This window comes from Dyella telluris (assembly GCF_014297575.1).
Classification (GTDB): domain Bacteria; phylum Pseudomonadota; class Gammaproteobacteria; order Xanthomonadales; family Rhodanobacteraceae; genus Dyella; species Dyella telluris.
In genome coordinates, this window is record NZ_CP060412.1 from 2,665,838 (window position 1) to 2,690,275 (window position 24,438).

General features: G+C 65.2%; 19 protein-coding genes. 15 read left to right on the forward strand and 4 right to left on the reverse strand.

What is annotated here, in order from left to right; all coding sequences use genetic code 11:
- The first annotated feature begins 25 nt into the window (after window positions 1-25).
- Window positions 26-1,762, forward strand: a complete 1,737-nt coding sequence (locus tag H8F01_RS11795; protein ID WP_238480963.1) for an ArnT family glycosyltransferase — start codon at window positions 26-28, stop codon at window positions 1,760-1,762.
- A 56-nt stretch (window positions 1,763-1,818) separates the two neighbouring features.
- The gene (locus tag H8F01_RS11800; protein WP_238480964.1) at window positions 1,819-3,489 is read left to right on the forward strand and encodes an ArnT family glycosyltransferase; all 1,671 of its coding nucleotides are present in this window, start codon (window positions 1,819-1,821) and stop codon (window positions 3,487-3,489) included.
- Between the two features lie 6 nt (window positions 3,490-3,495).
- Here the strand turns inward: H8F01_RS11800 and H8F01_RS11805 are convergent, their stop codons facing one another.
- The gene (locus H8F01_RS11805; RefSeq protein WP_187055318.1) at window positions 3,496-4,569 is read right to left on the reverse strand and encodes an AraC family transcriptional regulator; all 1,074 of its coding nucleotides are present in this window, start codon (window positions 4,567-4,569) and stop codon (window positions 3,496-3,498) included.
- 131 nt (window positions 4,570-4,700) lie between these two features.
- On the opposite strand from H8F01_RS11805, the gene H8F01_RS11810 reads away from it, so the two are divergent.
- Both H8F01_RS11810 and H8F01_RS11815 read left to right on the forward strand, forming a co-directional pair.
- Window positions 4,701-5,498, forward strand: a complete 798-nt coding sequence (locus tag H8F01_RS11810) for an acid phosphatase (protein ID WP_187055319.1) — start codon at window positions 4,701-4,703, stop codon at window positions 5,496-5,498.
- A 32-nt stretch (window positions 5,499-5,530) separates the two neighbouring features.
- Window positions 5,531-7,018: a flavin-containing monooxygenase gene (locus H8F01_RS11815; RefSeq protein ID WP_187055320.1), complete on the forward strand. Its 1,488-nt coding sequence runs from the start codon at window positions 5,531-5,533 to the stop codon at window positions 7,016-7,018.
- 46 nt (window positions 7,019-7,064) lie between these two features.
- Here H8F01_RS11815 and H8F01_RS11820 read toward each other — a convergent pair whose 3' ends face one another.
- Together H8F01_RS11820 and putA are read right to left on the reverse strand one after the other, a co-directional pair.
- The gene (locus H8F01_RS11820) at window positions 7,065-7,760 is read right to left on the reverse strand and encodes a TlpA family protein disulfide reductase (protein WP_187055321.1); all 696 of its coding nucleotides are present in this window, start codon (window positions 7,758-7,760) and stop codon (window positions 7,065-7,067) included.
- 97 nt (window positions 7,761-7,857) lie between these two features.
- On the reverse strand, window positions 7,858-11,013 hold the full coding sequence (gene putA / locus H8F01_RS11825; RefSeq protein WP_187055322.1) for a bifunctional proline dehydrogenase/L-glutamate gamma-semialdehyde dehydrogenase PutA: 3,156 nt from the start codon (window positions 11,011-11,013) through the stop codon (window positions 7,858-7,860).
- A 524-nt stretch (window positions 11,014-11,537) separates the two neighbouring features.
- Here putA and H8F01_RS11830 point away from each other — a divergent pair.
- The 5 genes from H8F01_RS11830 to H8F01_RS11845 all read left to right on the forward strand — a co-directional run bounded on the left by H8F01_RS11830 (window position 11,538) and on the right by H8F01_RS11845 (window position 15,765).
- Window positions 11,538-11,978, forward strand: a complete 441-nt coding sequence (locus H8F01_RS11830; protein WP_187059266.1) for a DUF2244 domain-containing protein — start codon at window positions 11,538-11,540, stop codon at window positions 11,976-11,978.
- A gap of 23 nt (window positions 11,979-12,001) precedes the next feature.
- Window positions 12,002-12,964, forward strand: coding sequence for a cytochrome c oxidase subunit II (coxB, locus tag H8F01_RS11835; protein WP_187055323.1), 963 nt, complete (start codon window positions 12,002-12,004; stop codon window positions 12,962-12,964).
- Between the two features lie 47 nt (window positions 12,965-13,011).
- A complete protein-coding gene (gene ctaD, locus H8F01_RS11840; RefSeq protein WP_187055324.1) occupies window positions 13,012-14,628 on the forward strand; it encodes a cytochrome c oxidase subunit I in 1,617 nt (538 codons plus the stop codon).
- A 52-nt stretch (window positions 14,629-14,680) separates the two neighbouring features.
- Complete coding sequence (locus H8F01_RS21960; protein ID WP_274380546.1) at window positions 14,681-14,812, forward strand: hypothetical protein; 132 nt, start codon at window positions 14,681-14,683, stop codon at window positions 14,810-14,812.
- Between the two features lie 65 nt (window positions 14,813-14,877).
- Window positions 14,878-15,765: a cytochrome c oxidase subunit 3 gene (locus H8F01_RS11845; protein WP_187055325.1), complete on the forward strand. Its 888-nt coding sequence runs from the start codon at window positions 14,878-14,880 to the stop codon at window positions 15,763-15,765.
- A gap of 246 nt (window positions 15,766-16,011) precedes the next feature.
- On the opposite strand, the gene H8F01_RS11850 is transcribed toward H8F01_RS11845, so the two are convergent.
- On the reverse strand, window positions 16,012-16,227 hold the full coding sequence (locus H8F01_RS11850; RefSeq protein ID WP_187055326.1) for a twin transmembrane helix small protein: 216 nt from the start codon (window positions 16,225-16,227) through the stop codon (window positions 16,012-16,014).
- A gap of 59 nt (window positions 16,228-16,286) precedes the next feature.
- Between H8F01_RS11850 and H8F01_RS11855 the strand changes: the two genes are divergently transcribed.
- From H8F01_RS11855 to mgtA, 6 genes are all read left to right on the forward strand, one after another.
- The gene (locus H8F01_RS11855) at window positions 16,287-17,024 is read left to right on the forward strand and encodes an SURF1 family protein (protein WP_187055327.1); all 738 of its coding nucleotides are present in this window, start codon (window positions 16,287-16,289) and stop codon (window positions 17,022-17,024) included.
- Complete coding sequence (locus H8F01_RS11860; RefSeq protein WP_187055328.1) at window positions 17,021-17,590, forward strand: hypothetical protein; 570 nt, start codon at window positions 17,021-17,023, stop codon at window positions 17,588-17,590. The genes H8F01_RS11855 and H8F01_RS11860 overlap by 4 nt, the downstream gene beginning before the upstream one ends.
- Window positions 17,590-18,756, forward strand: coding sequence for a COX15/CtaA family protein (locus tag H8F01_RS11865; protein ID WP_187055329.1), 1,167 nt, complete (start codon window positions 17,590-17,592; stop codon window positions 18,754-18,756). The genes H8F01_RS11860 and H8F01_RS11865 overlap by 1 nt, the downstream gene beginning before the upstream one ends.
- Window positions 18,753-19,667 carry a heme o synthase gene (cyoE, locus tag H8F01_RS11870; RefSeq protein ID WP_187055330.1) on the forward strand — a complete coding sequence of 305 codons (915 nt, stop codon included), beginning with the start codon at window positions 18,753-18,755 and terminating at the stop codon, window positions 19,665-19,667. The genes H8F01_RS11865 and cyoE overlap by 4 nt, the downstream gene beginning before the upstream one ends.
- Before the next feature lie 1,497 nt (window positions 19,668-21,164).
- Entirely contained in the window at window positions 21,165-21,395 is a 231-nt protein-coding gene (locus H8F01_RS11875; RefSeq protein WP_187055331.1) for a hypothetical protein, read from the forward strand.
- 167 nt (window positions 21,396-21,562) lie between these two features.
- Entirely contained in the window at window positions 21,563-24,232 is a 2,670-nt protein-coding gene (gene mgtA, locus H8F01_RS11880) for a magnesium-translocating P-type ATPase (protein WP_187055332.1), read from the forward strand.
- Window positions 24,233-24,438 lie beyond the last annotated feature (206 nt).

The following is a 24,438-nucleotide window of genomic DNA, read 5'->3' on the forward strand; positions in this document are numbered from 1 at the left end:
TGATGCTGCGCGAGGACCGGCGCCTGTGACGAAATGGCGGGACGAACTGCACGAACCGATGGAACGCTGGTTCCTGATGCTCGCCGCACTGGTGCTGTTGGCCGCCGGCATTGGCTTGCGAACGCCGACACCATCGGATGAACCGCGCTTCGCGCTGGTTGCCCACCAGATGGCGGCTTCCGGCAACTGGCTGATTCCCCACCGCGGCACGGACTGGTATTCGGACAAGCCGCCGTTGTTCATGGCGGCGCAGGCGGCCTCGCATGCCCTGACCGGTGACTGGCGCATCGGCTTTCTGTTGCCGTCGCTGCTGGCCTCGCTGGGGACCCTGTGGCTGGTCTACGACCTGGGGCGACGGCTGTGGGGGCATCGCGCCGGCCTGTGGGCGGCGCTGGCGCTGTTGTGCACGGTGCAGTTCGTGTTTCAGGCCAAGCGCGGGCAGATCGATCCCACGGTGACGTTCTTCGTAACCGCCGCCAACGTGGGCATCCTGCGCCACGTGTTGCTGGGTCCGGATCGACGCGCGTTGTGGCTCGGCTGTTTCGCCGCCGGCCTCGGCGTGATCACCAAGGGCGTGGGCGTGCTGGCGTTCCTGATGGTGCTGCCATGGTGGTTTGCCCGCCGGTATCGCTGGCAGGGGCTGGCCCCGGCCGACGGCGGCCCGATGGTGTGGCTGGGCAGCGTGCTGGCGTTTGTCGCGGCGCTGGGCTTGTGGCTGGTGCCTCTGGCGATCTACGTGCACACGCACGACAGCCCGGAGGCGCGCGCCTATGTACAGGACATCTTCGTCAACCAGACGGTGCACCGCTATGTGCATCCCTGGAACAGTTTCCAGCCGCCATGGTTTTACATCGAGGTGATCTTCACCTCATGGCTGCCGCTCAGCCTGGCCTTGCCGTGGCTGGTGCCGGCGTGGCGCCGTGCATTGCGCGAACGCGATGCGCGCGTGCTGCTGCCACTGGCGTGGGCGGTGTTGTTGATCGTGTTCTTCAGCCTCACGCGCGCCAAGCGCGATGTGTACATCATGCCCGCGCTGCCGTTGCTGGCCCTGTGTGCGGGGCCGTGGCTGGCGGACATCCTCGCGCGTCGCTGGCCGCAGCGGGTGGCGCTGGGTTTCGTCTTCCTGCTTGCGCTGCCGCTGCTGGTATTCGGCGTGCAGGGCCTGGTCCATCCGTCGGGCTGGATGCTGCGGTTCGCGGAAGGGCGACAGCTGGGTTCGCAGGCCAACTCACTGTGGCTGGCCTTCCTGGTGATGGGTGTGTGGATGCTCGCGTGCGCTGCGTGGTTTCGCCTGCGGCGTGCGGGTATCGCCGTGCTCGGTGCCATGGCTGGCGTCTGGCTGGTCTGGGGTTTGTGGGTGGCGCCGCTCCTGGCGCGCGCAAGTTCGCAGGCGCCGCTGGTGCATCGCGTGGAACAGACCATCGGGCCCACCGGCCAACTGGCGCTGGTGGGCTGGAAGGAAGAACTGTTGCTGGCGTTTGGCCGCAAGCGGGCGAGCGACTTCGGCTTTGTCACGCCATGGCATCAGCAGTTGGCCGATGCCATCCGTTGGCAGGAACAGTCGCCCGGTGATCGCTGGGTGCTGATCCTGGCCGACATCATGGCGCCTTGCATCAACAAGGACGCCACGCTGGACATGGGTGTCACCAGTGGTCGCGACTGGCGACTGTATCGCCTCGATGCAGTGGCGCCGGCGTGCCGCGGTGGCGTGGTGCCGGCGGGCGATGTCGACGACTGGGGCGGCATCGACCGGCGTCGCTGATTTCGCCCGCTGTGCGTTCTTCTTCGGTAATCCTCCGCTTCATTCGAGTTTCCTGCGTGACGACACCTGCCACTGCCACTGTTCAGCCGTCCACTCCGTTTCGTCGCCTGCGTGACATGGTGGTGGCGACGCCATGGCTGTGGTGCTGGCTGGTGGCCGCGCTCGTCGCCATCTTCCAGCACGGTCCGATGCCGATGTATTCCACGCGCACGTTGTCGGTGGCGTGGGAGATGTGGCTGCGCCACAGCGTCTTCGTGCCGTATCTCAATGGGCTGCCGTACAGCGACAAGCCGCCGCTGCTGCTATGGCTGATCCATCTGGGCTGGGCCGTGGGCGGCGTGGGCGACGTGTGGCCGCGCCTGCTGGAAGTGTTGCTGGGCGCGGTACAACTGGTGCTGGTGCATCGCCTGGCGCAGCGCTTGTTTCCGCAGCGTCCTGAAGTTGCGCGCTTCGCGCCGTGGATACTCGCCGCCTACAGCTTCGGCTTCCTGTTCGGCCTGCAGGTGATGTACGAGGTGCTGCTGGCCGACTGCGTGCTGGCGGCACTGCTCTGCCTGGTGCCCACGGCGCAGCGCGAGTCGCCGCGCTTGGGCTGGTTTGCCCTGGCGGTGGGGCTGGGCCTGCTCACCAAGGGCCCGGTGATGCTGTTGCACGTGGCATTCCCCTGGTTGCTGGGGCCATGGTGGAACCGCTGGGCGAAGCAGGAGCGTCGTCGCTGGTACGTCGGCGGTGCGGTTGCACTGGTCGTTGGCGTGCTGATGCTGCTGGCGTGGGTGCTGCTGGCCACCACCACCGGTGGCGAAACCTACCGGCAGAAACTGGTGGTGCACCAGACGGCGGGTCGCGTGGTGGATGCATTCGCGCACGCCGAACCGTTCTGGTGGTATCTGCCGTTGTTGCCGGTGCTGCTGCTGCCTTTCTCGCTGTGGCCGCGTGTGTGGGCCGCCTTGTTCTCGCTGCGACGGCCGCTGGAATCGGGCCTGTGTTTCCTGGCCGGCTGGCTGGTGCCGGTGTTCATGGGCTTCTCCGCCGTCAGCGGCAAGCAGCCGTATTACATGCTGCCGGAATTCGGCGGCTACGCCCTGCTCATGGCGGCGGCGCTGTCGCTGATGCAGGAGCGGCGCGCCGGTGCTTCACGCTGGCTCGGTCCGTGGCCGCTGGCGCTGGCCTGTGCGGCCGCAGGCGTGGTGCTGCTGTCGATGAACCGGCTGTTGCAGGCCGGGCATGTGCGCGATCACGTCTACGCATCGCTGGTGCCTTACAGCGTGCCTTTTGGCGTGGTCTTCCTGCTGCTGGCGGTGCCGCTGGTGCTGTTGCGCAGGGGCGAGGTGCAGCGCGTCGCCATCGTCAGCCTGATCGCGCTGGTCACGGCGCATGGCCTGTTCACGCTCACGCTGTGGCCCGCCTACGACTTCACGCCGGTGGCGCACATGCTGGCAAAGGCCGAAGCCGGCGGGCAGCCCATTGCCAACATCGAGTCCAACGATGGCCAGTACACCTTCCTGGGGCGCCTCACCGAGCCGGTGACGCAACTGCACAGCGCGGCCGATGTCCGGCGCTGGGCGGCTGAGCATCCGGATGGGCTGGTGATCACCTATCCGCGTCGCCTCAGCGAGGCCGATCGCGCGCATGCCGTGTATATCCAGCCGTTCCGCGGCATCTGGCTGGCGGTGTGGCCGGTGCATGCGTTCGTGGATGCCCAGGCGAGCGGGCAGCTGGACGACTGAGTGCTGTCAGGCCGCGTGCTGTCGCGCACTGCGCGGCGGCATGCCGGTCCAGCGCTTGAAGGCACGGCGGAATTCGCGTGGATCGCTGAAACCGATCTCCAGCCCGATCTCCGCCACGCTGAGCGTGCCGCCGTGCAGCAGTTCCAGTGCGCGCTCGGCACGCACGCGGTCGTGGATCTCACGGAACACGCGGCCGCCTTCGGCGAGCCGGCGGCGCAGCGAGCGCTCGCTCATGTTGAGCATGCGGGCCACGTCGGGCAGTCGCGGCTGGTGACGCAGGTGGCTGCGCAGCAGGCGTTCCACCGATGCGACGATCTCCTGTCGCGGGCCATCGACATCGTGCTGCTGGGTGCAAAGCGCCAGCGCCTGCTGCGCCGTCAGCGGGTTATGCGTAGGCAGCGGGTGCTGGAGCCATTGCGCATCGATCACCACGCGGTTGTGGCGTGCGCCGAAGACCAGCTCGCAACGGAAGAAGTCGGTGTATTCCTGCACATGGGCCGGGCGCGGGTAGGTCAGTTCCAGCCGCAGCGGATTGAAGTTCGGGCCACCCAGTTCCCGCGCAATGGCGAGCGAACTGGCAAACAGTTCCTCGCACAGGAAGGGCAGCAGGGGTGCATCGTTGAAGCGCGGCCATACGGCCAGTGCCACTTCGCGCGGGCTCACCACCTCGAAGCTCACGTCCACCAGGCTGCCGCTCACCCGATGGTGGGCAATACCCACCTGCATGGCATCGCCAAAGGTGGCCGAGGTCATCATGGCCAGCCCCAGCAGGCCAAAACTGCCGAGTGTTTCGCCCCGACCTACTGCCAGGCCCAGCCCCGGTTCGCCGGTGGCCTGCAGCGCGCGGCGGATCACCGAGTGCGCCTGCCGGTAGGACACGCGCAGGGTCGGGTCGTTCAGCTGCTCGCGGGTCAGCCCGGAGCCGGCGAACCAGCCGTCGCAACGCATCCCGCGCGACAGCGCCAGCTGGGTCAGGTGCACCAGGATGTTCGGCGGCGTCTCGGCCACGGTGTAACGCGCGTCGGCACCCAGCGGCGCGACGGCGTCATCGATGGCTTGGCTGACGGCTACGGACGTCATGGCTACAGCTCCCACCCCCTGAGAGCGCCGGATCGACCCGGCGAGATCGCTTGATCTATATCATGGCGCAGGGCCCATCGCCTTGCGCATTGCACAAGGCGGCCCCCGCCTCTGCCTTGGGGAGAACGCCGATGAACGCCTTCGCGGTCCCTTGTCGCCATGCCTTCCTGCTGAGTCTGCTGCCCCTGGCGGCCTGTGCGCCCGTGCAGACGCCCATAGCGAAAGCGCCTCCCACCAGCGCGGTTGCCACGCTGCAGACGGCCGAGCTGCTTCCTGCCGCGCCCAGGGCCGGTACGGCACGTTACGAGGCCGACCGGCAGGTTTTCCTGGCCACCCGCACGCTGGAGGGCACGCCGCGCTGGACGCTGGCGCAGCAGGACGTGGATTACGCCACCCCCCGGCTGCTGGCCGACTTCAGCTGCGCCATGGGCACGCCACTGGACGCCACCAGGCTGCCCAGGCTTGCCGCGCTGGTGGACGCCACCAGCACGGCTGCCGATGCCTCCACCGGGCCGGCCAAGAAGGCCAATCAGCGGCAGCGGCCCTTCGTGATCGACAAGGGGGCGACCTGCCAGTCCACCGAGAGGCTCACCAACAGCTTCGACTATCCCTCCGGCCATGCCACGCGCGGTTGGGCCGTGGGGCTGGTGCTGGCCGAGCTCGCGCCGGATCGTGCGACCGACCTGTTGCTGCGCGCGCGTGCCTTCGCCGACAGCCGCGTGGTGTGCGGCGTGCACAATCTCAGTGCCATCGATGCGGGCGCGATGAATGGCGCGGCGGTGGTGGCGGTTTTGCACGCATCGGCGCCGTTCCAGGCCAGCCTGGACGACGCGAAGAAAGAACTGGCGGCGTACCGCGGCACGGCCGCCGCCATGCCCGCCACGCCATGTGCGGCAGAAAAAGCGTTGATCGAACCCACGCCGTACTGAACCCGGCAGCTGCCATCCACGCAGGAGCAGGCATGGATCATGAAGCGTCATTGCTCGATGTACTCATTGTCGGCGCCGGCCTTTCGGGCATCGGCATGGCGTGCCATCTCGCGATGGATCAGCCGGGATTGAAAGTAGCCCTGGTCGAGCGGCGCGCGGCGATGGGCGGCACCTGGGACCTGTTCCGCTATCCGGGCGTCCGCTCGGATTCGGACATGTTCACCTTCGGCTACGCCTTTCGCCCCTGGCATGCGCTGGATGTGATGGCGGATGGCGAGTCCATCCGCCGCTACGTGATCGATACCGCACGCGAGTACGGTGTGGCCGACAAGATCCACTACGGACTCAAGGTGGTCTCGGCTTCGTGGTCGAGCGAAGGACGGCAGTGGCGGCTGCGTCTGTTCGATGGAACACGTGGCGAAACGCGCGTGCTCGCATGCCGCTTTCTTGTCGTCTGCACGGGTTACTACAACTATGACCGTGGTTATCTGCCCGCGTTTCCCGGCATCGGGCTTTACCAGGGCCAATGCGTGCATCCGCAGCAGTGGCCGGACGACCTGGACTATCGCGGCAGGCGCGTGGTGGTGATCGGCAGCGGCGCCACGGCGGTGACACTGGTGCCAGCGTTGGCCGGGCAGGCGGCGCACGTGACCATGCTGCAGCGTTCGCCCACCTACATCCTGTCGCTGCCGCGCTACGACAAGATCTCCGCTCTGCTCGGGCGCGTCCTGCCCCGGCCCCTCGTGTTCCGCATGGCGCGGCGACGGAACATCTTTCTCACCCGGTTGATCTACAAGGCGGCACGACGCTGGCCGGACAAGGTGCGTGCGTTCCTCGTCAATGGCGTGCGCCGGCAGCTGGGCCCCGATACCGACATCCGCCACTTCACGCCGGCCTACCCGCCGTGGGACCAGCGCCTGTGCGTGGTGCCCGATGGCGACCTGTTCGCGGCGATCCGCAGCGGCAAGGCATCCGTGGTCACCGGTGAGATCGAGACGTTCACCCAACACGGCCTGCGTCTTCGTTCGGGCGAAGAACTGGCGGCGGACATCGTCGTCACCGCGACAGGGCTGGAGATGCAGACGCTGGGCGGGATGCAGCTGGACGTCGACGGTCAGCCGCGCATGATGGGGGAACTGGTGACCTACAAGGGCGTGCTGCTGCAGGACACGCCGAATTTCGCCTGCATCTTCGGCTACACGAATGCGCCGTGGACGCTGAAAGCGGATCTCGCAGCGGCGTATGTGTGCCGTCTGTTGGCGTATATGCGCGACCATGGTGCGGCTGTGGTGACACCGCGTGCGCCGATGGGCGAGCGGCAGGACGAGTCGATCATGGCGACGCTGACATCGGGCTATGTGCAGCGCGGAGCATCGGTGCTGCCCAAGCAGGGGCGCGACCTGCCGTGGCGCGTGCTGAATAACTACGAGCGTGATCGCGAGCTGTTGCTGAAACAGCCGGTGCAGGATCAGGCGCTGGAGTTTGGCGCGATGGAAGGTGGCGGCGCGTTGGTACGGTAAGGATGGTCAGTCGCGCACAGGGGGCGCTCCCACCGGCCAGCTGGGCTCAGTGTTGCGAGGCCTTCTTCCACTGCTGCACCCAGCCGGTGAGGTCCGCGAACTGCTTGTCCGGTCCGTCACGCATGGTGGTGCCCACGGCGGCGCCTGCCACACGGCCGGACGGATCGACCAGGATCAGCGTGGGATAGACGTTCACGCCCAGCGTGTCGATCAGCGCCTGTCCGTCATGCAGCACGGGCCAGCGGAAACCGCGGTCGTTCACGAAGGCGCGTGCGGTGTCGGCATCCTGATAGGTGATGGCGAGGAAACCCATGTCGCCATTGGCGTGCGCGAAGGCATTGAGCATGGGCACTTCGGCGATGCACGGACCGCATTCGGCGAAGAAGAAACTCACCAGCGTGTAGCGGCCGCGCAGATCGCCCGTGTGCACGGTGCCGCCTTGCAGCGAGGGTAGTTCGAACGGTGGAAACGCGCTACCACGACCAAACGAGAAGCGGCCGGTGCCGGTGGTGGTTCCCGGTGGGCGCAGGCGCAGCATGGCCGCGCCCGCCTTGCTGTCGGTAGTGCTGCTGTAGTCGCGCCCGGCGCCGAGCTGCTGCGCAAACGCTGCATACACCAGCGGCTTGCCGTTGGCGTCGAGGTAATGGATGTCGGGGGACGGGCCCAGTTGCAGCGTGGCGACGAAGCGTTGTTCGTCATCCTGGGCAGGTGTTGCCTGCAGCGATGATGCAAGAAGTGTCATCGCCAGCATCGATGCGAGTCGTGCCGCGTGCCGCATGCGGATCTCCCGTCGAAAACAAAAAAAAGGCCGGCGCTTGCGCGCCGGCCCCGTGTCACGCTTACTCGCCGATGGTGAGCAGGGAAGCGTTGCCGCCAGCAGCGGTGGTGTTGATGGTGAGCGTGCGCTCGCCTGCGAAACGCAGCAGGTAGTGCGGGCCACCGGCCTTCGGGCCGGTGCCGGACAGGCCTTCTCCGCCGAACGGCTGCACGCCGACCACGGCACCGATCTGGTTGCGGTTGACGTAGCAGTTGCCCACGCGCGCATTGCTCTGGATGTAATCCACGGTGTCGTTGATGCGGCTATGGATGCCCAGCGTCAGGCCGTAGCCGGTGGCGTTGATGGAGTCGACCACCTTCGGCAGTTCGTCGGCCTTCCAGCGGATCACATGCAGCACCGGGCCGAAGATTTCGCGGGTCAGCGTGGACAGGCCCGGGATTTCATAGGCGCGCGGCGCGAAGAACGTACCGTTGCCGGTGGCGGCGGTGTCCAGCGCCACTTCGCCGATCTTCTTCGCTTCCTTGTCCATGCGCGCGGCATGGTCGACCAGGATCTTCTTGGCGTCTTCGTCGATCACCGGACCCACGTCAGTGGAGAGCTGGCCCGGATCGCCGACCTTCAGTTCGGCCATGGCGCCGGCGAGCATCGCGCAGACCTTGTCGGCGATGTCTTCCTGCACGAACAGCACGCGCGCGGCGGAGCAGCGCTGGCCGGCGGACTGGAAGGCAGAGGCAACGACGTCCTTGACGATCTGCTCCGGCAGCGCGGAGGAGTCGGCGATCATCGCGTTCTGGCCGCCGGTTTCGGCCACCAGCGCGGCGATCGGCGCGTTGCGGGCGGCGAGGGCGCGGTTGATCGCCCAGGCGGTTTCGGTGGAGCCGGTGAAGGCCACGCCGGCCACGCGCGGATCACGGGTGAGGGCGGCGCCAACGGTGGCGCCGTCGCCCGGCAGGTACTGCAGCACTTCGGCCGGCACGCCGGCTTCATGCAGCAGCTTCACGGCAGCGTGGCCGATCAGGCTGGTCTGCTCGGCGGGCTTGGCGATCACGCTGTTGCCGGCGGCGAGCGCGGCGCTGACCTGGCCCAGGAAGATCGCCAGCGGGAAGTTCCACGGGCTGATGCAGACGAACACGCCACGGCCGTTGAGGAACAACTGGTTGCTCTCGCCGGTCGGGCCGGGCAGCTGTTCGGGATGGCCAAACAGGCGGCGCGCCATGGTGGCGTAGTAACGCAGGAAGTCAGCAGCCTCGCGGATTTCGGCGATGGCATCGGGCAGGCTCTTGCCGGCTTCGCGCACGCACAGGGCGATGAACTCGCCGCGGCGCGCTTCCAGCTGCTCGGCGGCGTGCTCGAGGATGGCGGCGCGGCTGGCGGCCGGCAGGCGATCCCACGAGTGATGCGCGGCAACGGCATTGGCCAGCGCCTTCTCGACGGTGGCGCTGTCGGCGGTGACGTAGCTGCCCACGGCCTGGCGGCGATCGGCCGGGTTGGTCACCTGCACGCTCGCGCCGGTGCTCTTGGCGCCCGGTACCAGCGGCTCGGCGTTCCACGGGCCGTTCTTGCTCTGGATTGCCTCGGCGAGGGCCTTCAGTTCGTTGTCGTTGGAGAAGTTGACGCCCATGGAATTCTTCCGAAGTTCACCGTAGAGATTCACCGGCAATGGAATGCGCGGATGAGGAATGGAGGCAAAGGAGCGCACGACCTCGCACGGGTCGGCGACCAGTTCGCGCACCGGCAGGGTTTCGTCGACCACGCGGTTGACGAAGCTGGTGTTGGCGCCGTTTTCCAGCAGGCGGCGCACCAGGTAGGGCAGCAGGTCTTCATGCGTGCCCACCGGCGCGTACACGCGGCACGGCACGTTGAGGTTCTGCTTGCCGATCACCTCGGCGTAGAGGTCCGTACCCATGCCGTGCAGGCGCTGGTTTTCGTACGGACGGCCCTGCGAGAGGTGATACACGGCGGCGATGGTGTGCGCGTTGTGCGTGGCGAACTGCGGGTAGATCAGTTCCACGCCGGCGTCGAACAGCTTGCGTGCGCAGGCCAGGTACGACACATCGGTATTCGGCTTGCGCGTATACACCGGATAGCCGCTGAGGCCGTTTTCCTGCGCGCGCTTCACTTCCGCGTCCCAGTACGCGCCCTTCACCAGGCGCACGTACCAGCGGCGGCCAGTGGCGCGCGCGGTTTCGATCAGCCAGTCGATGACAAACGGGGTGCGCTTGGCATAGGCCTGCACCACGATGCCCAGGCCGTTCCAGCCTTCCAGCGAGGGATGCGCGAACACGTCGCCGATGATGTCGAGCGAAAGCTCCAGGCGATCGGCTTCTTCCGCGTCCACGGACAGCGCGATGCCCTGCTTCATGGCCAGCTGCGAAAGCTCGAGCAGCTTGGCGGTGAGGTCGCGACGGGCGATTTCGCGCTTGGCCACTTCGTAGCGCGGATGCAGCGCGGAGAGCTTCACCGAGATCGACGGCGCGTCGGTGTGGTTGGCGAACGGGCCGCGCGAACCGATGGAGGCAATCGCGTTGCGGTAATCCTGCTGGTAACGCTCGGCCGTTTCGCTGGTAAGCGCAGACTCGCCCAGCATGTCGTAGGAGTAGCGATAGACCGCGTATTCCTTCTGCGCGCAACGATCCAGTGCTTCGCTGATGGTCTGCCCCATCACGAACTGGTGGCCCATGATGCGCATCGCCTGACGGACGGCCAGACGGATGGCCGGCTCACCGGCGCGACCCACCAGGCGACGCAGCGCGCCGGTGAAGTCGTGGCGGGTCTCCTCAGACAGCGTCACCAGCTTGCCGGTGAGCATCAGGCCCCAGGTCGACATGTTGACGAACATGGACTCACTCTGGCCGAGATGCTTCTTCCAGTTCGCATCGCCCAGCTTGTCGCGGATCAGTTTGTCTGCGGTGCTCTTGTCGGGGATGCGCAGCAGCGCCTCGGCCACGCACATCAGCAACACGCCCTCTTCGGAGGACAGGTCGTACTGGCGCATGAAGGATTCGACCGCGCTCTGGTCCTTGGCACGGGCGCGCACGCGGGTCACCAGGTCGGCCGCCAGGTCGATCACTTTCTCCCGTTCGACGGGGGGCAGGGTGGCCTGGGCAAGCAGGTCGTTGACCGCTTCGGTTTCGTCGCGCAGCCAGTTGGCGGTGATGCGCGCGCGCGCCGGCTCCACGCCGGTGGGCAGTTCGGGGCTGAGAATGGGCTGTGTCACTGGGTTTTAGGCCGAAACGTTGGTGGGGCGGGGAATCGCGGGATTGTACGCGTGGGAGAAAACGCACGCATCCGTACGCGCTGCTGCGCTGCGGCAGGACCCGCCGCACCATATATATATGTGGCCGGAAGGTGCGGGCCGGAAGGGCCGGGACTGCCGCGGGGTTGTCATCACCAGGGGGCGGTCCGGCTCCGGACATGTCAGTGGCGTGTCCGGGGAGGCACTCATGGTGCAGCGCGGCCCGTGGCAAACGGTCGCACCCCCGGTCGCATGGGTCGCTGCAACCGTCTCAGTTCGCGGCTGTCTGCGTGCAAGTGGGTGTCAGCCAAGGAAAAACGAGGCTTGGCGTCGCGTCGTTTCATGTGTGTGACCACCGTGGCCGACGTTCATCCTTGCTTCAAATCAAGCACATGCGGCGTTGTTGCTCCCCGACGCAATCGCGGCCTATCATGCCTGCGTTCCAGGCACGCCGGGTTCTCATGATCGTGCTTCGACCAGCAGCGGCCGGCTTGCCGTGCGCAACGATGTGGCTCAAGCCCAATCGTGCCCTGAGCCGTCGCGACCTGCGTCGACTGATCATGGGCTTGGCTGCGCTGGCGCTGACGACGGCCGTGTTGGGAGCATGGCAGGGGAATGTCTTCGCTCCTTTGTTTGCTCTGGTCGAGTCCTCCGCGGTGGCTTTCGCCCTGGGCGTAGCCTGGCGGGCCGGCGACCGCAGCGAGCGCATCACCCTCGACGAATCGTCGCTGGAGGTGCAATCCCTGCCAGGTCGGCGCAGTGCGCGCTTTCAGACGTATTGGGTGCGCATTGAGCTGCAGTCCGGCCGGGGGAGGGCGCGTCTGTTGCTGACGTCGCATGGACGGGAGCTGGAAATCGGTGCTTTTCTCGGGGAAGAGGAGCGTGCCGAGCTGTCAAGGAAACTCATGGTGTTGCTGACGGAGCTCAACCAACAGCGACGCAGGTAGGTTCAACAAAGGTGCATCACGACATGACATCTGGCGGCATCAGGCCTGGCAGCATCAAGCGGGCGGTCACGGCAGCACTCTTCGCAATCACGATGTTCGGCGGCGCGGCGCTTGCCAATCCGCAGGCCGGACAGCTGAACATGACTCGCGGCGCGTCCACCTGGTCGCCCGAGGCGTACTTCCTGAACAACGTTGCCTTCGGCGTGTGCGTCGTTATCGGCATCCTTGTGTTCGGCGCGATGTTCATCGCCATGTTCCGCTTCCGCAAATCGCGCGGTGCGGTGGCCGAAAAGTGGTCGCACAACACCACGCTCGAAATCGTGTGGACGACCATTCCCGTCATCATCCTGATCGTGCTGGCGTATCTGGCCACGGGCGGCCTGCGCACGTTCGCCGATACCACCGGTTCGGAGATGACCGTGAAGGTCACCGGCTACCAGTGGAAGTGGCGCTACGACTACGTCGACTACAAGGGCAAGGCGATCGAAAAGGTCGGCTTCATGTCCAAGCTCGACAAAGAGAGCGACGAGACCCGCCAGTTGAATTCGGGCCTGGACCCGAACGCGGTGAAGGTTGACGGCTACAACACGTACCTGATCAACGTGGACAAGCCGCTGGTGGTGCCGGTGGGCACCAAGATCCGCTTCGTGATTACCGCCGGCGACGTGATCCACTCGTGGTGGGTGCCGGCGCTGGGCTGGAAGATGGACGCCATCCCGGGCATCGTCAACGCGGCCTGGACCAACATCACCGAGCCGGGCGTGTACCGCGGCCAGTGCGCCGAGCTGTGCGGCCAGGATCACGGCTTCATGCCGATCGTGGTGAAGGCGCTGCCGAAGGCGGAATTCGAGAAGTGGCTGGCGGACCAGGAAGCCGAGGCCAACAAGCCGGCGCAGCCTGCCGCTCCGGCGGCGGCATCCACCGCTGCCGCGCCGGCCACGGCGCAGGCGACCGACGCACCTGTTTCGCAGGGCCATCAGGGCTGAGCAATCAGCCCCATCACAGCATTCGCATTTAGGTAGAGGTGTAAGGCATGGCCCACGCAGCTACACACGATCATCACGACGATCACCACGGCGCGCCCAGTAATTTCTTTGTTCGTTGGTGTATGTCCACCAACCACAAGGACATCGGCACGCTGTACCTGGTGTTTTCGCTGCTGATGTTCTTCATCGGCGGCAGTTTCGCGATGGTGATCCGCGCGGAACTGTTCAAGCCCGGCTTGCAGCTGGTGCAGCCGTACTTCTTCAACGAAATGACCACGATGCATGCGCTGGTCATGATCTTCGGCGCGGTCATGCCGGCCTTTGTGGGCCTGGGCAACTGGATGATCCCGCTGATGATCGGTGCGCCGGACATGGCGTTGCCGCGCATGAACAACTTGTCGTTCTGGATCCTGCCGTTCGCCTTCGCGCTGCTGCTGTCCACGCTGTTCCTGCCCGGCGGTGCGCCGGCCGGCGGCTGGACGATGTACCCGCCGCTGTCGCTGCAGGGTGACTCGGTGGCGTACCTGGTGTTCGCGGTGCACTTGATGGGCATCAGCTCCATCATGGGTGCGATCAACATCATCGCGACCATCCTCAATATGCGCGCGCCGGGCATGGATCTCTTGAAGATGCCGGTGTTCGTGTGGAGCTGGCTGATCACGGCGTTCCTGCTGATCGCGGTGATGCCGGTGCTCGCCGGTGCGGTGACCATGCTGCTCACCGACAAGTACTTCGGCACCAGCTTCTTCAACGCGGCTGGCGGCGGCGACCCGGTGCTGTTCCAGCACATCTTCTGGTTCTTCGGCCACCCCGAGGTCTACATCATGATCTTGCCGGCCTTTGGCCTGGTGTCCGAGATCATCCCGACCTTCGCGCGCAAGCCGATCTTTGGTTACAAGGCGATGGTGTTCGCCATCGCGTCGATCGCGTTCCTGTCGTTCATCGTGTGGGCGCACCACATGTTCGCGGTGGGCCTGCCGCTGGGCGGCGAGATTTTCTTCATGTACGCCACCATGCTGATCGCGGTGCCGACGGGCGTGAAGGTGTTCAACTGGGTCAGCACCATGTGGGGCGGCTCGATGACGTTCGAAACGCCGATGCTGTTTGCCATCGCGTTCGTCATCCTGTTCACCATCGGCGGCTTCTCCGGCCTGATGCTGGCGCTGGCCCCGGCCGACTTCCAGTACCACGACTCGTACTTCGTGGTGGCGCACTTCCACTACGTGCTGGTGACCGGTGCGATCTTCGCGATCATTGCCGGTACGTACTACTGGCTGCCGAAGTGGACCGGCCATATGTACAGCGAGTTCTGGGGCAAGATGCACTTCTGGAACAGCGTGGTGTGGGTGAACGTGTTGTTCTTCCCGCAGCACTTCCTGGGCCTGGCCGGCATGCCGCGCCGCATCCCGGACTACAACGTGGCGTTCGCCAACTTCAACATGATCAGCTCCATCGGCGGCTTCCTGTTCGGCGCCTCGCAGCTGATGTTCGTGGGCGTGATCCTGCACTGCGTGTTCTTCTCCAAGAAGAAGGCGCCGGATCGCGTGTGGGAAGGTGCCAAGGGCCTGGAGTGGACCATTCCGTCGCCGGCGCCGTACCACACCTTCGACGTGCCGCCGGTGATCCACGACGAAGAACTGGCCCACGGCCACGTTGAAGATTGATGTCATGCATGGCCGCTCCGGTGTCGTGCCGGAGCGGAACGGAAGCGAATCGATGAAACAGTCACCGACAACAGCCATTGAGCAGCAGCGCAGGAAGGGCGTGCGGATCACCGTCACGCTGTTCGGCGGCATCGCCTTTGCGATCTTCGTGCTCTCGCTGCTGCAGGGACTGAAGTACTCCTGACGCGACCGTTGCCGTATTCCATGTCGTACCGTTGACGTAGACAGAGAATTCCACAGGGATCTCACATGGCTCAGCAACAAGACGCTTATTTCGTTCCATCCAAGAGCCAGTGGCCGATCGTGGCCGCGGTGGTCATGTTCGTCACCGTGCTTGGTGCTGCGCACTGGTTGAACGCACCGCCGGGCGAGGCCTCACTGGGCAAGACGCTGCTTACCGTGGGCTTCATCGGCATCCTGCTGATGTTCTTCGGCTGGTTCCGTTCGGTGATCCGCGAGTCGCTTGCGGGTAGCTACAACAGCCAGGTGGACCGCTCGTTCCGCATGGGCATGATGTGGTTCATCTTCTCCGAAGTGATGTTCTTCGGTGCCTTCTTCGGCGCGCTGTTCTACGCCCGCATGTTCGCGGTGCCGTGGCTGGGCGGCGAAGGCCATGGCGTGCTGACCCACCAGTTCCTGTGGGACGACTATTCCGCGGCATGGGGTACGGGTGGCGGCAACGGCCCGGCGCGCATCGGTGGCAACTTCCAGACGGTGGCGCCCTGGGGCCTGCCGCTGGTCAACACGCTGATCCTGCTGACCTCCAGCGTTACCGTGACCATCGCGCACCACGCGCTGAAGGCCGGTCATCGCGGCAAGATCCTCGTCTTCCTCGGCCTGACCGTGCTGCTGGGTGCGACCTTCCTGTACTTCCAGGCGCACGAGTACATGGAGGCGTACAAGGAGCTCAACCTGACCCTGCAGAGCGGCGTCTACGGTTCGACCTTCTTCATGCTCACCGGCTTCCACGGCATGCACGTGACGCTGGGCACGATCATGCTGGCGATCATCTGGCTGCGCGTGGCCAAGGGTCATTTCACCAAGGAACACCACTTCGCGTTCGAGGCGGTGGCCTGGTACTGGCACTTCGTTGACGTGGTGTGGCTGGGCCTCTTCATGTTCGTCTACATCCTCTGAGACGCTTGCGCGTCGCAACAAAAAGCCCGCCGCAAGGCGGGTTTTTTGTTGGGGTAGGGCCGGGCCGTGTAGGAGCGCACCCTGTGCGCGACCGAGGAAATGAGCGCCTTCCTCGCCATGGGACTGTCGCGCACAGGGTGCGCTCCTACAGTGGCGGCCCTGGCCCAAAACAAAGGCCCGCCAGTGGCGGGCCCTCGGGGTACCGGATGTCGCAAGCGAAGCGCCAGCGACGGCGGAACGCTACAATTACTGGCCCACGCCGTGGGGGTGGAGCCAGCCCATCCAGATGCCGAACACGACCATCAGGATGAGCAGCACCGACAACCCGATGCGGCGCGTCAGCGCCCACACCGTGCGCTTGCTGCCTTCCTTGTCGGTCATCATGAAGAACAGGGCTTGACCAAGATTGAACAGCACCACCAGCAGCAGAATCACCAGCGCATATTTGTAGATGGTTTCCACGTGATAGGTCCGAACGTTTTTGACATTCGCAGTATAGCGGCCGTGCACGGTGCCACTGCGTGAAGTGGCTGCGCCGCCCATCGTGGTTCGCGTTGCTGCTTACCGTGGCCGGAGCCTTGCTCTTCATACGTTTGGGCGTGTGGCAGCTGCATCGCGCGGACGAAAAGGAAGCAATTCTGCGACGGTATGCCACAGCGGAAACCGCCGCTCCGCGCGACTTTGCCGCGGTGGCCGCAAATCCCCCCGCGGACACCTTCGCGCGCATCAACGTGCAGGGCGAATACCTCGCCGATCGCCTCTACCTGCTGGACAACCCCAAGCACGACCAGCGTGGCGGCGTGGAAGTCTATGCGCCTTTCCGTCCGCGCAACGGTGACCGCCTGTTGCTGGTCGACCTGGGGTTTCTTCCCGGCAACGGCACCGACCAGGCGCCGCAGTTGCCGCCACTCCCTGCCGGTGCACAGGAGCTGCACGGCCTCTACGTGCCGGCGCCCGGCGTCGGCTTCGAGATGGGCGGCAACGCCCTGGCGCGTCAGTCGCGCTGGCCCAAGACCACCGTTTACCTCGAGCTGCCACAGGTAGCCGCCGACCTGGGTGCCGCGTTGTATCCGCAGGTGCTCACGCTGGATGCCGACCCTTCCTCCATCTACGTGCGCGAGCACACCATCGACTTCTCGGCGATGCCTCCGGCGCGCCATCGCGCCTATGCGTTCCAGTGGTTCACTTTCGCCGTGGCGGCGGTGGTGATCCTGCTGGTGCTGCACCGTCGCCGTCCCTCCCGACCAGGCAAACCATGAACAAGCCCGAACCTGCCAAGTTGCGCGCCAGCCGCCTGAAACTGTTGCTGATCATGCTCGTGTTCGCCGCACCCATCCTGGCGGCGATGCTGCTGACGGTTTCCGGCTGGCAGCCGGCCGGCAAGGCCAATGGCCAGCCGGTGTCTCCGCAGCGCAATTTCGCCGCCGAGCAGGTGCCGGTGTCCCTCACCAATGGTGATACCTGGGCGTGGCGCGCCAGCGAACCACAGCTCACCCTGGTGGCATTGGCGGGCCCTGATTGCGCGAAGCAGTGCCTGGACGTGCTCACCAAGATCGCCGCGGCGCGCATCACGCTCAACCAGAATGCCTCGCGCCTGCGCCTGCTCTATGTGGGCAAGGCGCCGGTTGACGCCGCCGCCAGCGGCATGACCGGCTACTGGAAACTCGGCCAGGATTCGATGGGCGCGCTGGCGCCTTTCACACCGGCCACGCCGGACTCGGTGAGTGCGTTGCTGGTGGAATCGGACGGTACGGCGCTGTCGTTCTATCCTGCCGGCTTCGACGCCACCGGCCTGCGCAAGGACCTCCAGAAGGTGATCCGCTGATGACTTCCCGTTCTCCCAGAGTGCTGCGCGGCCTGGCGTTGCTCGCGGCCGTGTTCGCCTTCGGCGTGGTGATGTTTGGCGCGTTCGTGCGCCTCTCCAATGCCGGCCTGTCGTGCCCGGACTGGCCGACCTGCTATGGCCGCGCCGCGTGGCCGGAACAGCAGCACGAGATCGCCCAGGCCAACCAGGCCTTCCCGGACCGCCCTTACGAAACGCACAAGGCGTGGCGTGAGCAGGTGCATCGCTTCCTCGCCGGTACGCTGGGCTCGCTGGTGTTCGCGCTGGCCCTGGGCGCCGCCTGGCGCAGGCCATGGGCGCGTTATGCCGTGATCGTCGGGGCGCTGTGCGCGGCGGTAGGCGTGGGCATGTACATGAAGGGCGAGCATCACTGGTCGTTGCTGGTGTCGCTGGCGGCCATCGGATTGCCAGTGATCGCATCGATCGGGCTGGATCGCCCCGGCGCGTGGCGCATCAGCGTGCTGGCGCTGGCGGTGGTGGTGTTCCAGGCCATGCTGGGCATGTGGACGGTAACGCTGCTGCTCAAGCCCATCGTGGTGATGGGACACCTGTTGGGTGGCATCACCACGTTTGCGCTGCTGGCCTATGCGGCCCTGCGCTTCTCCGGGGTTGCCGCGAATGACGACCGGTATGCCGGCCTGCGCAAGGCCGTGGTGGTGGGCATCGTGTTGCTGCTGGCGCAGATCGCGCTGGGTGGCTGGACCTCATCCAACTACGCGGCACTGGCCTGCGGCACCGATTTCCCCAAGTGCCTCGGCCAGTGGGCGCCGCCCACCGACTTCCACGAAGGCTTCGTGTTGTGGCGTGGCATTGGTGTGAACTACGAAGGTGGCGTGCTCGACATGGCCGCGCGCAGCGCCATCCAGATAGCGCATCGCCTGGGTGCGCTGGTGGTGTTCTGCTATCTCGCCTGGCTGGCGCACCGCGTGTCCCGGCGCGGGTTGCGTATGCTGGGCATGGGCATTGCCGTGGTGCTGGTGGCACAGGTGCTGCTGGGCATCAGCAACGTGCATTTCGGCCTGCCGCTGCCGGTGGCAACGGCGCACAATGGTGTTGCCGCCCTGTTGCTGTTCACCCTGCTGGCCACGCTGGCGCGCACGCAGAAGCGTCAAGAGGACGCGATGTTTCTTTCCCACGGATTCCGATGACGATGAGCAGCCGTTTCCATGAGTACCTGGAACTGACCAAGCCGCGCGTCGTCGCGCTGCTGGTGTTCTGCGCTGTCATAGGCATGTTCCTGGCGGTGCCCGGCATGCCGCCCTGGCGTGCCCTGGTGTTCGGCACGCTCGGCATCTGGATGGCCTCCGGTTCCGCGGCCGCGTTCAATCACCTGATTGACCAGCGCATCGACAAGGTGATGGCGCGCACCGCGCACCGTCCCCTCGCTACCGGCAACCTCACGCCGCGCCAGGTATTCACTTTTGCGTTCGTGCTGGGCGTGCTGTCGATGGTGGTGCTGGTGGTGCTGGTCAATCCGCTCACCGCGCTGCTGACCTTCGGTGGCCTGATCGGCTATGCCGTGATCTACACCGCCTACCTCAAGCGCGCCACGCCGCAGAACATCGTGATTGGTGGCCTGGCTGGCGCGATCCCGCCGGTGCTTGGCTGGACGGCGGTCACCGGTGAGCTGCATGCCTTCGCTTTGCAGCTGTGCCTGATCATCTTCGTGTGGACGCCGCCGCATTTCTGGGCGCTGGCGATCTTCCGTCGCGATGATTATTCGCGTGCGCAGGTGCCGATGCTGCCGGTGACGCACGGCGTAGCCTTCACGCGCTGGCACGTGTTGTTCTACACGATCCTGCTGGTGCTGGTGACGTTGTTGCCGGCGCTCACCGGGTATAGCGGCATGGTGTATCTGGGGGGCGCTGCGGTACTGGGTGCGGGTTTCCTCTATTACGCGATTCGCCTGCTCAATCCGCCGGACGAGTTCTTCGCGATGAAGGTGTTCAACTATTCCATCGTGTACCTGATGGCGTTGTTTGCGTTTCTGCTGGCGGACCATTGGTTGATGGAGCCGCTGGTGCATCATCAGGGTGTGGTGTTCGAACGCACCGTTTGATGCTTCTTTTTCTTCTTCCCTGCGGGTAGCGGGTTGAGGTGAGCGGTGGGTGCTCGCCCCGACTTATGTATCCCTCACCGTCATTCCTGCGAAGGCAGGAATCCAGTGACTTTGCTCCTGGCCTCCGGTGTTAGCGATACCGCGATCTGGCCGCCTACGCGGCGGGCGTTCCGACCTCCTGCCGGAGGCCGGGTCACTTTTCTTTGCTTGCCCAAAGAAAAGTAACCAAAAGAAAGGGCACCCCCATCGCGGCGCTGGCCGGCAAGGCCGGCCAGTGCGTGAGGGACGGCCGGGCTTTTCGACAGGGCGTCCTGCCCTGTCGAAAAGGGATCGGCATCCTTGCCGATCCCCCTGCGGGCCTGTCGTCCGCCCCTCACCGCCGCTCAAGGGGGCGGGTAGGTCAAAAGCGTCGAGCCGAAGGCTCGTGCAGCTGCGCTGCACATCGCGTCGCAGGGTGCGACGGCACATGGCGTGCCGGCTTAGCTTGTCTGTAGGAGCGCACCCTGTGCGCGACCACCTGACGGAGCGGTATCGACACGACGCTGCGGTCGCGCACAAGGTGCGCTCCTACAGGGGTGTCTCGCACCGTGTGAAGTCCGTTTCTTTCTCGCCTCAGTGCTCACCCCAGTCCTCTCCCGAACGGGAGAGGACGAGCGATAGGTGATGTTCAATGTGAACCATCAAGTGGCAAGGAAGGAGGTGCCGCCAAGCGGCACGACGCTCCGCGTTAAGTCCTCAGCGATTCGGCGCGTTGCGAAGCGCTTGGAAGTACCCGCTGTGTAGAGGCGGAGGTTGCCAAGCAACAACGTTCTTCAGCCGTTCGGGCTTATCCCCACGGCATGCTGCCAGCCTTTAAGGCCATTTTCTTTGGGTTACTTTTCTTTTGGGCCAGCAAAAGAAAAGTGACTCGGCCTCCGGCAGGAGGTCGAAACGCCTCCGCTGCGTAAGCGGCCCGTTCGCGGAAACGCGCGAGACCGAAGGCCAAGAGCAAAGGCACTGGATGACCCGCCCTACGGCGGTTGAAAAGTGCCTCCAGCTTTCGCTGGGATGACGGCTCTAATGAAGCGTTGAGGTGAGGTTGGCCCCTCAACCGAGCCCTCCCTCCGGCTGGGGGAGAGCAACGCCGCCGCCCCGCGCCATGTGCAAGCTAGATGACCAAAGCGTCACCCCGGCAAAGACATCCCACGCCTGCCCCTGAACGCAACAACTTTCGCCCCCCGAAACCCCGTCACAGGGTTGACACTTGCGCACCGCAGCAAGACAATCCGCGAGTCACCGGGCGCAACGCGTCCTACGTGGCCTCTGTCCTATCAACCCAAGGCATATGGACGTTTACCCTAGTCGCAACGTCGACATCCGCGAGCATCGGGTGCCGGCATTGCAAAACAAGCTGATCTGCTGCGGCGACCGCCTGCGGTCGGCTGGCGCTTTCCTCGACTAGGGAAGACCGGCCCACCTCTGACGGCGCCAAAGCGCCGTTAACGAGGAGAAAGGGCCATGAAGCTCCTTCGCGATTTCTTCCGTCTGCGTGCTGCCCGCCTGGGCCGCCGTTCGGATTCCCGTTCCTGGACGATCACCGTGCCGGCTCCCCTGAGCCAGGTGCAGGATTCCCCGTCGTCCGAAGCACACCGCCTTACCGACGCTCCGCGTGGCCATCAGGTCGCCCGTCGGAAGGAACATGCCGCTCCGCAAGCACATCGTCATCTGCAGCTGGTATCCAGTCACTGATGAACGCTTCGTCGCGCCAGGCGTTGCCGTGCAAGGGCTGGCCTCCGCCAGTCCCGTGGCAGCGGTTGCGACGAAGTCCGTAGTGCGGGTCTAGGCGTCACGCGCGGGTTGAACCCCGCCAGCTCGCTGGTCCGGCCTCAGAGTCACCGATTTCACGGAAGCGAGTCATGTTGAAGCACTCCACCCAGACCGTCCCCGGCAAGGCGGCCGGCGCGAGCGCCGGCGCACCGGTGCGCGTGGTCGTGGCGCAGGAAGCGTTCCGCAACAACGAGGCGCTGTACGCCGCGCTCGATACCAGTGCCGCCGGGCTCAACGAAGAGCAGATCGGCGAGCGCCTGGATCGCGATGGCCTCAACGAGGTCTCGCACGAGAAGCCGCCGCACTGGTCGGTGCAGCTGCTCACGGCATTCAAGAACCCCTTCATCATCGTGCTGCTGGTGCTGGCGGTGGTGCAGCTGCTGACGGATAGCAGCGATCTCACGGGCCCGATCATCATCGCCGTGATGGTGGGCATCAGCGTGCTGCTGAGCTTCACCCAGGAATACCGCTCCTCCAAGGCCGCCGAGAAGCTCAAGGCCATGGTGCGCAATACCGCCACCGTGACGCGTCGTGCGTCGGATGGCCACAGCGAGCGCATCGAAGTGCCGGTGGGCGAGCTGGTGACGGGCGACATCGTGCATCTCGCCGCGGGTGACATGGTGCCTGCGGACCTGCGCCTGGTTTCGGCGAAAGACCTGTTCATCAGCCAGGCCATTCTTACCGGTGAATCACTGCCGGTGGAAAAGTCCGCGCCCTCGCATGTGCACAGTGGTGACGAACTGGAAGGCAGCCACCACGGCGACAATCCGCTGGACCTGCCCACCGTCTGCTACATGGGCACCAACGTGGTGAGCGGCAGCGCGACGGCGGTGATCGTGGCGACGGGCTCGCGTACCTATCTGGGTTCGTTGGCGCGCACCATCGTGGGCGAGCGCGTGCAGACCAGCTTCGATCGCGGCGTGAGCAGCGTCAGCTGGCTGCTGATCCGCTTCATGCTGGTGATGGTGCCGATCGTCTTCGTCATCAACGGACTGGATAAGCACGACTGGCTGCAGGCCTTCCTGTTCGCGCTGTCGGTGGCAGTGGGCCTCACGCCTGAAATGCTGCCGCTGATCGTCACGGCGAACCTGGCCAAGGGTGCGCTGGCCATGTCCAAGCGCAAGGTGGTGGTGAAGCGCCTCAATGCGATCCAGAACTTCGGTGCGATGGACGTGCTGTGCACCGACAAGACCGGCACGCTCACGCTGGACAAGATCGTGCTGGAGCGTCACCTCGACCTGTACGGCGAGGAGTCGGACGAGGCACTGGAATACGGCTACCTCAACAGCCGCTTCCAGACCGGCCTGAAGAACCTGATGGACAAGGCGGTGCTGACGCATCGCGACCTGGAAGAGGTCGCGCAGCACTACCGCATCGTCGACGAGATCCCGTTCGACTTCCAGCGCCGCCGCATGTCGGTGGTGCTGGGCAATGGCGACGGCAACGAGCTGCTGGTGTGCAAGGGCGCGGTCGAGGAAATGCTGTCGATCTGCGCCGGCGCCAAGGCGGGCGACGAGATCCTGCCGATGACGGACGAGATGCGTGCCGACATCAAGGCGATGACGCGCGGTCTCAATGAGGATGGCTTGCGCGTGCTGGTGGTGGCCATCAAGCGCCAGCCGCCGGCCGGTCGCGCCTATGGCGTGGCGGACGAGAGCGACCTGATCGCGGTGGGCTGCCTGGCCTTCCTCGATCCGCCGAAGGACAGTGCGGCCACCGCCATCGCGGCGCTGCATCACCACGGCGTGGAAGTGAAGGTGATCACCGGCGACAACGAGGCGGTGACGCGCAAGATCTGCCGCGAAGTGGGCCTGGACGTGGAGCACTCCGCGCAGGGCAAGCACATCGAGCCGTTGAGTGACGAAGAACTGGACGTGCTGGTCAAGCGCACCACCGTGTTTGCCAAGATGTCGCCGCTGCAGAAGGCGCGCGTGGTGAAGTCGCTGCAGCGCCAGGGCCACACCGTGGGTTTCCTCGGTGACGGCATCAACGACGCACCGGCGCTGCGCGAAGCCGACGTGGGCATCTCGGTGGATACCGCCACCGACATCGCCAAGGAATCGGCGGACATCATCCTGCTCGAAAAGAACCTGATGGTGCTGGAAGAGGGTGTCATCGAAGGTCGCATCACCTTCGGCAACATCATCAAGTACATCAAGATGACTGCCAGCTCCAACTTCGGCAACATGTTCTCGGTACTTGTGGCGAGCGCGTTCCTGCCGTTCCTGCCGATGCTGCCGCTGCAGATCCTGGTGCTGAACCTGCTGTACGACATCTCGCAGCTTTCCATTCCGTTCGACCGCATGGACGACGAGTACCTGCGCAAGCCGCGCAAGTGGGATGCCAGCGACATCGGCCGTTTCATGGTGTGGATCGGTCCGGTCAGCTCGATCTTCGACATCACCACCTTCCTGCTGCTGTGGTATCTGTTCGGTGCCAATTCGCCGGAGCACCAGTCGTTCTTCCAGTCGGGCTGGTTCATCGAAAGCCTGCTCACGCAGACGCTGATCGTGCACATGATCCGCACGCGCCGCATCCCGTTCGTGCAGAGCATTGCCTCGGCGCCGGTGCTGGCGCTGACCACGGCCATCATCATCATCGGCATGCTGATTCCGTACATGGGCATCGGCGGAAAGATCGGCATGGAACCCCTGCCGGGGGTGTACTTCGGCTGGCTGGCGCTGACTGTGCTGACGTACTGCGTGCTGACGCAGCTGGTGAAGCTCATCTACATCAAGCGATACGGGCGCTGGTTGTAAGCGGAGTTGCGGCGGTCACCCATGGTGTCGCCGCGGACCTGACGCTCGTCATTCCGGCCTGCGCCGGAATGACGGCGGGTAGGCAAGGCTTCGCCAGCCTGCTTTGCAGCAACCCGGAATTCAGAAGGTTGCCATCCCGGTAACCTGATCCATCCAAAGACTCTCGCAAGGGAGTGCGTGGATGCTTCTCGCATCCCGCTTGTCCA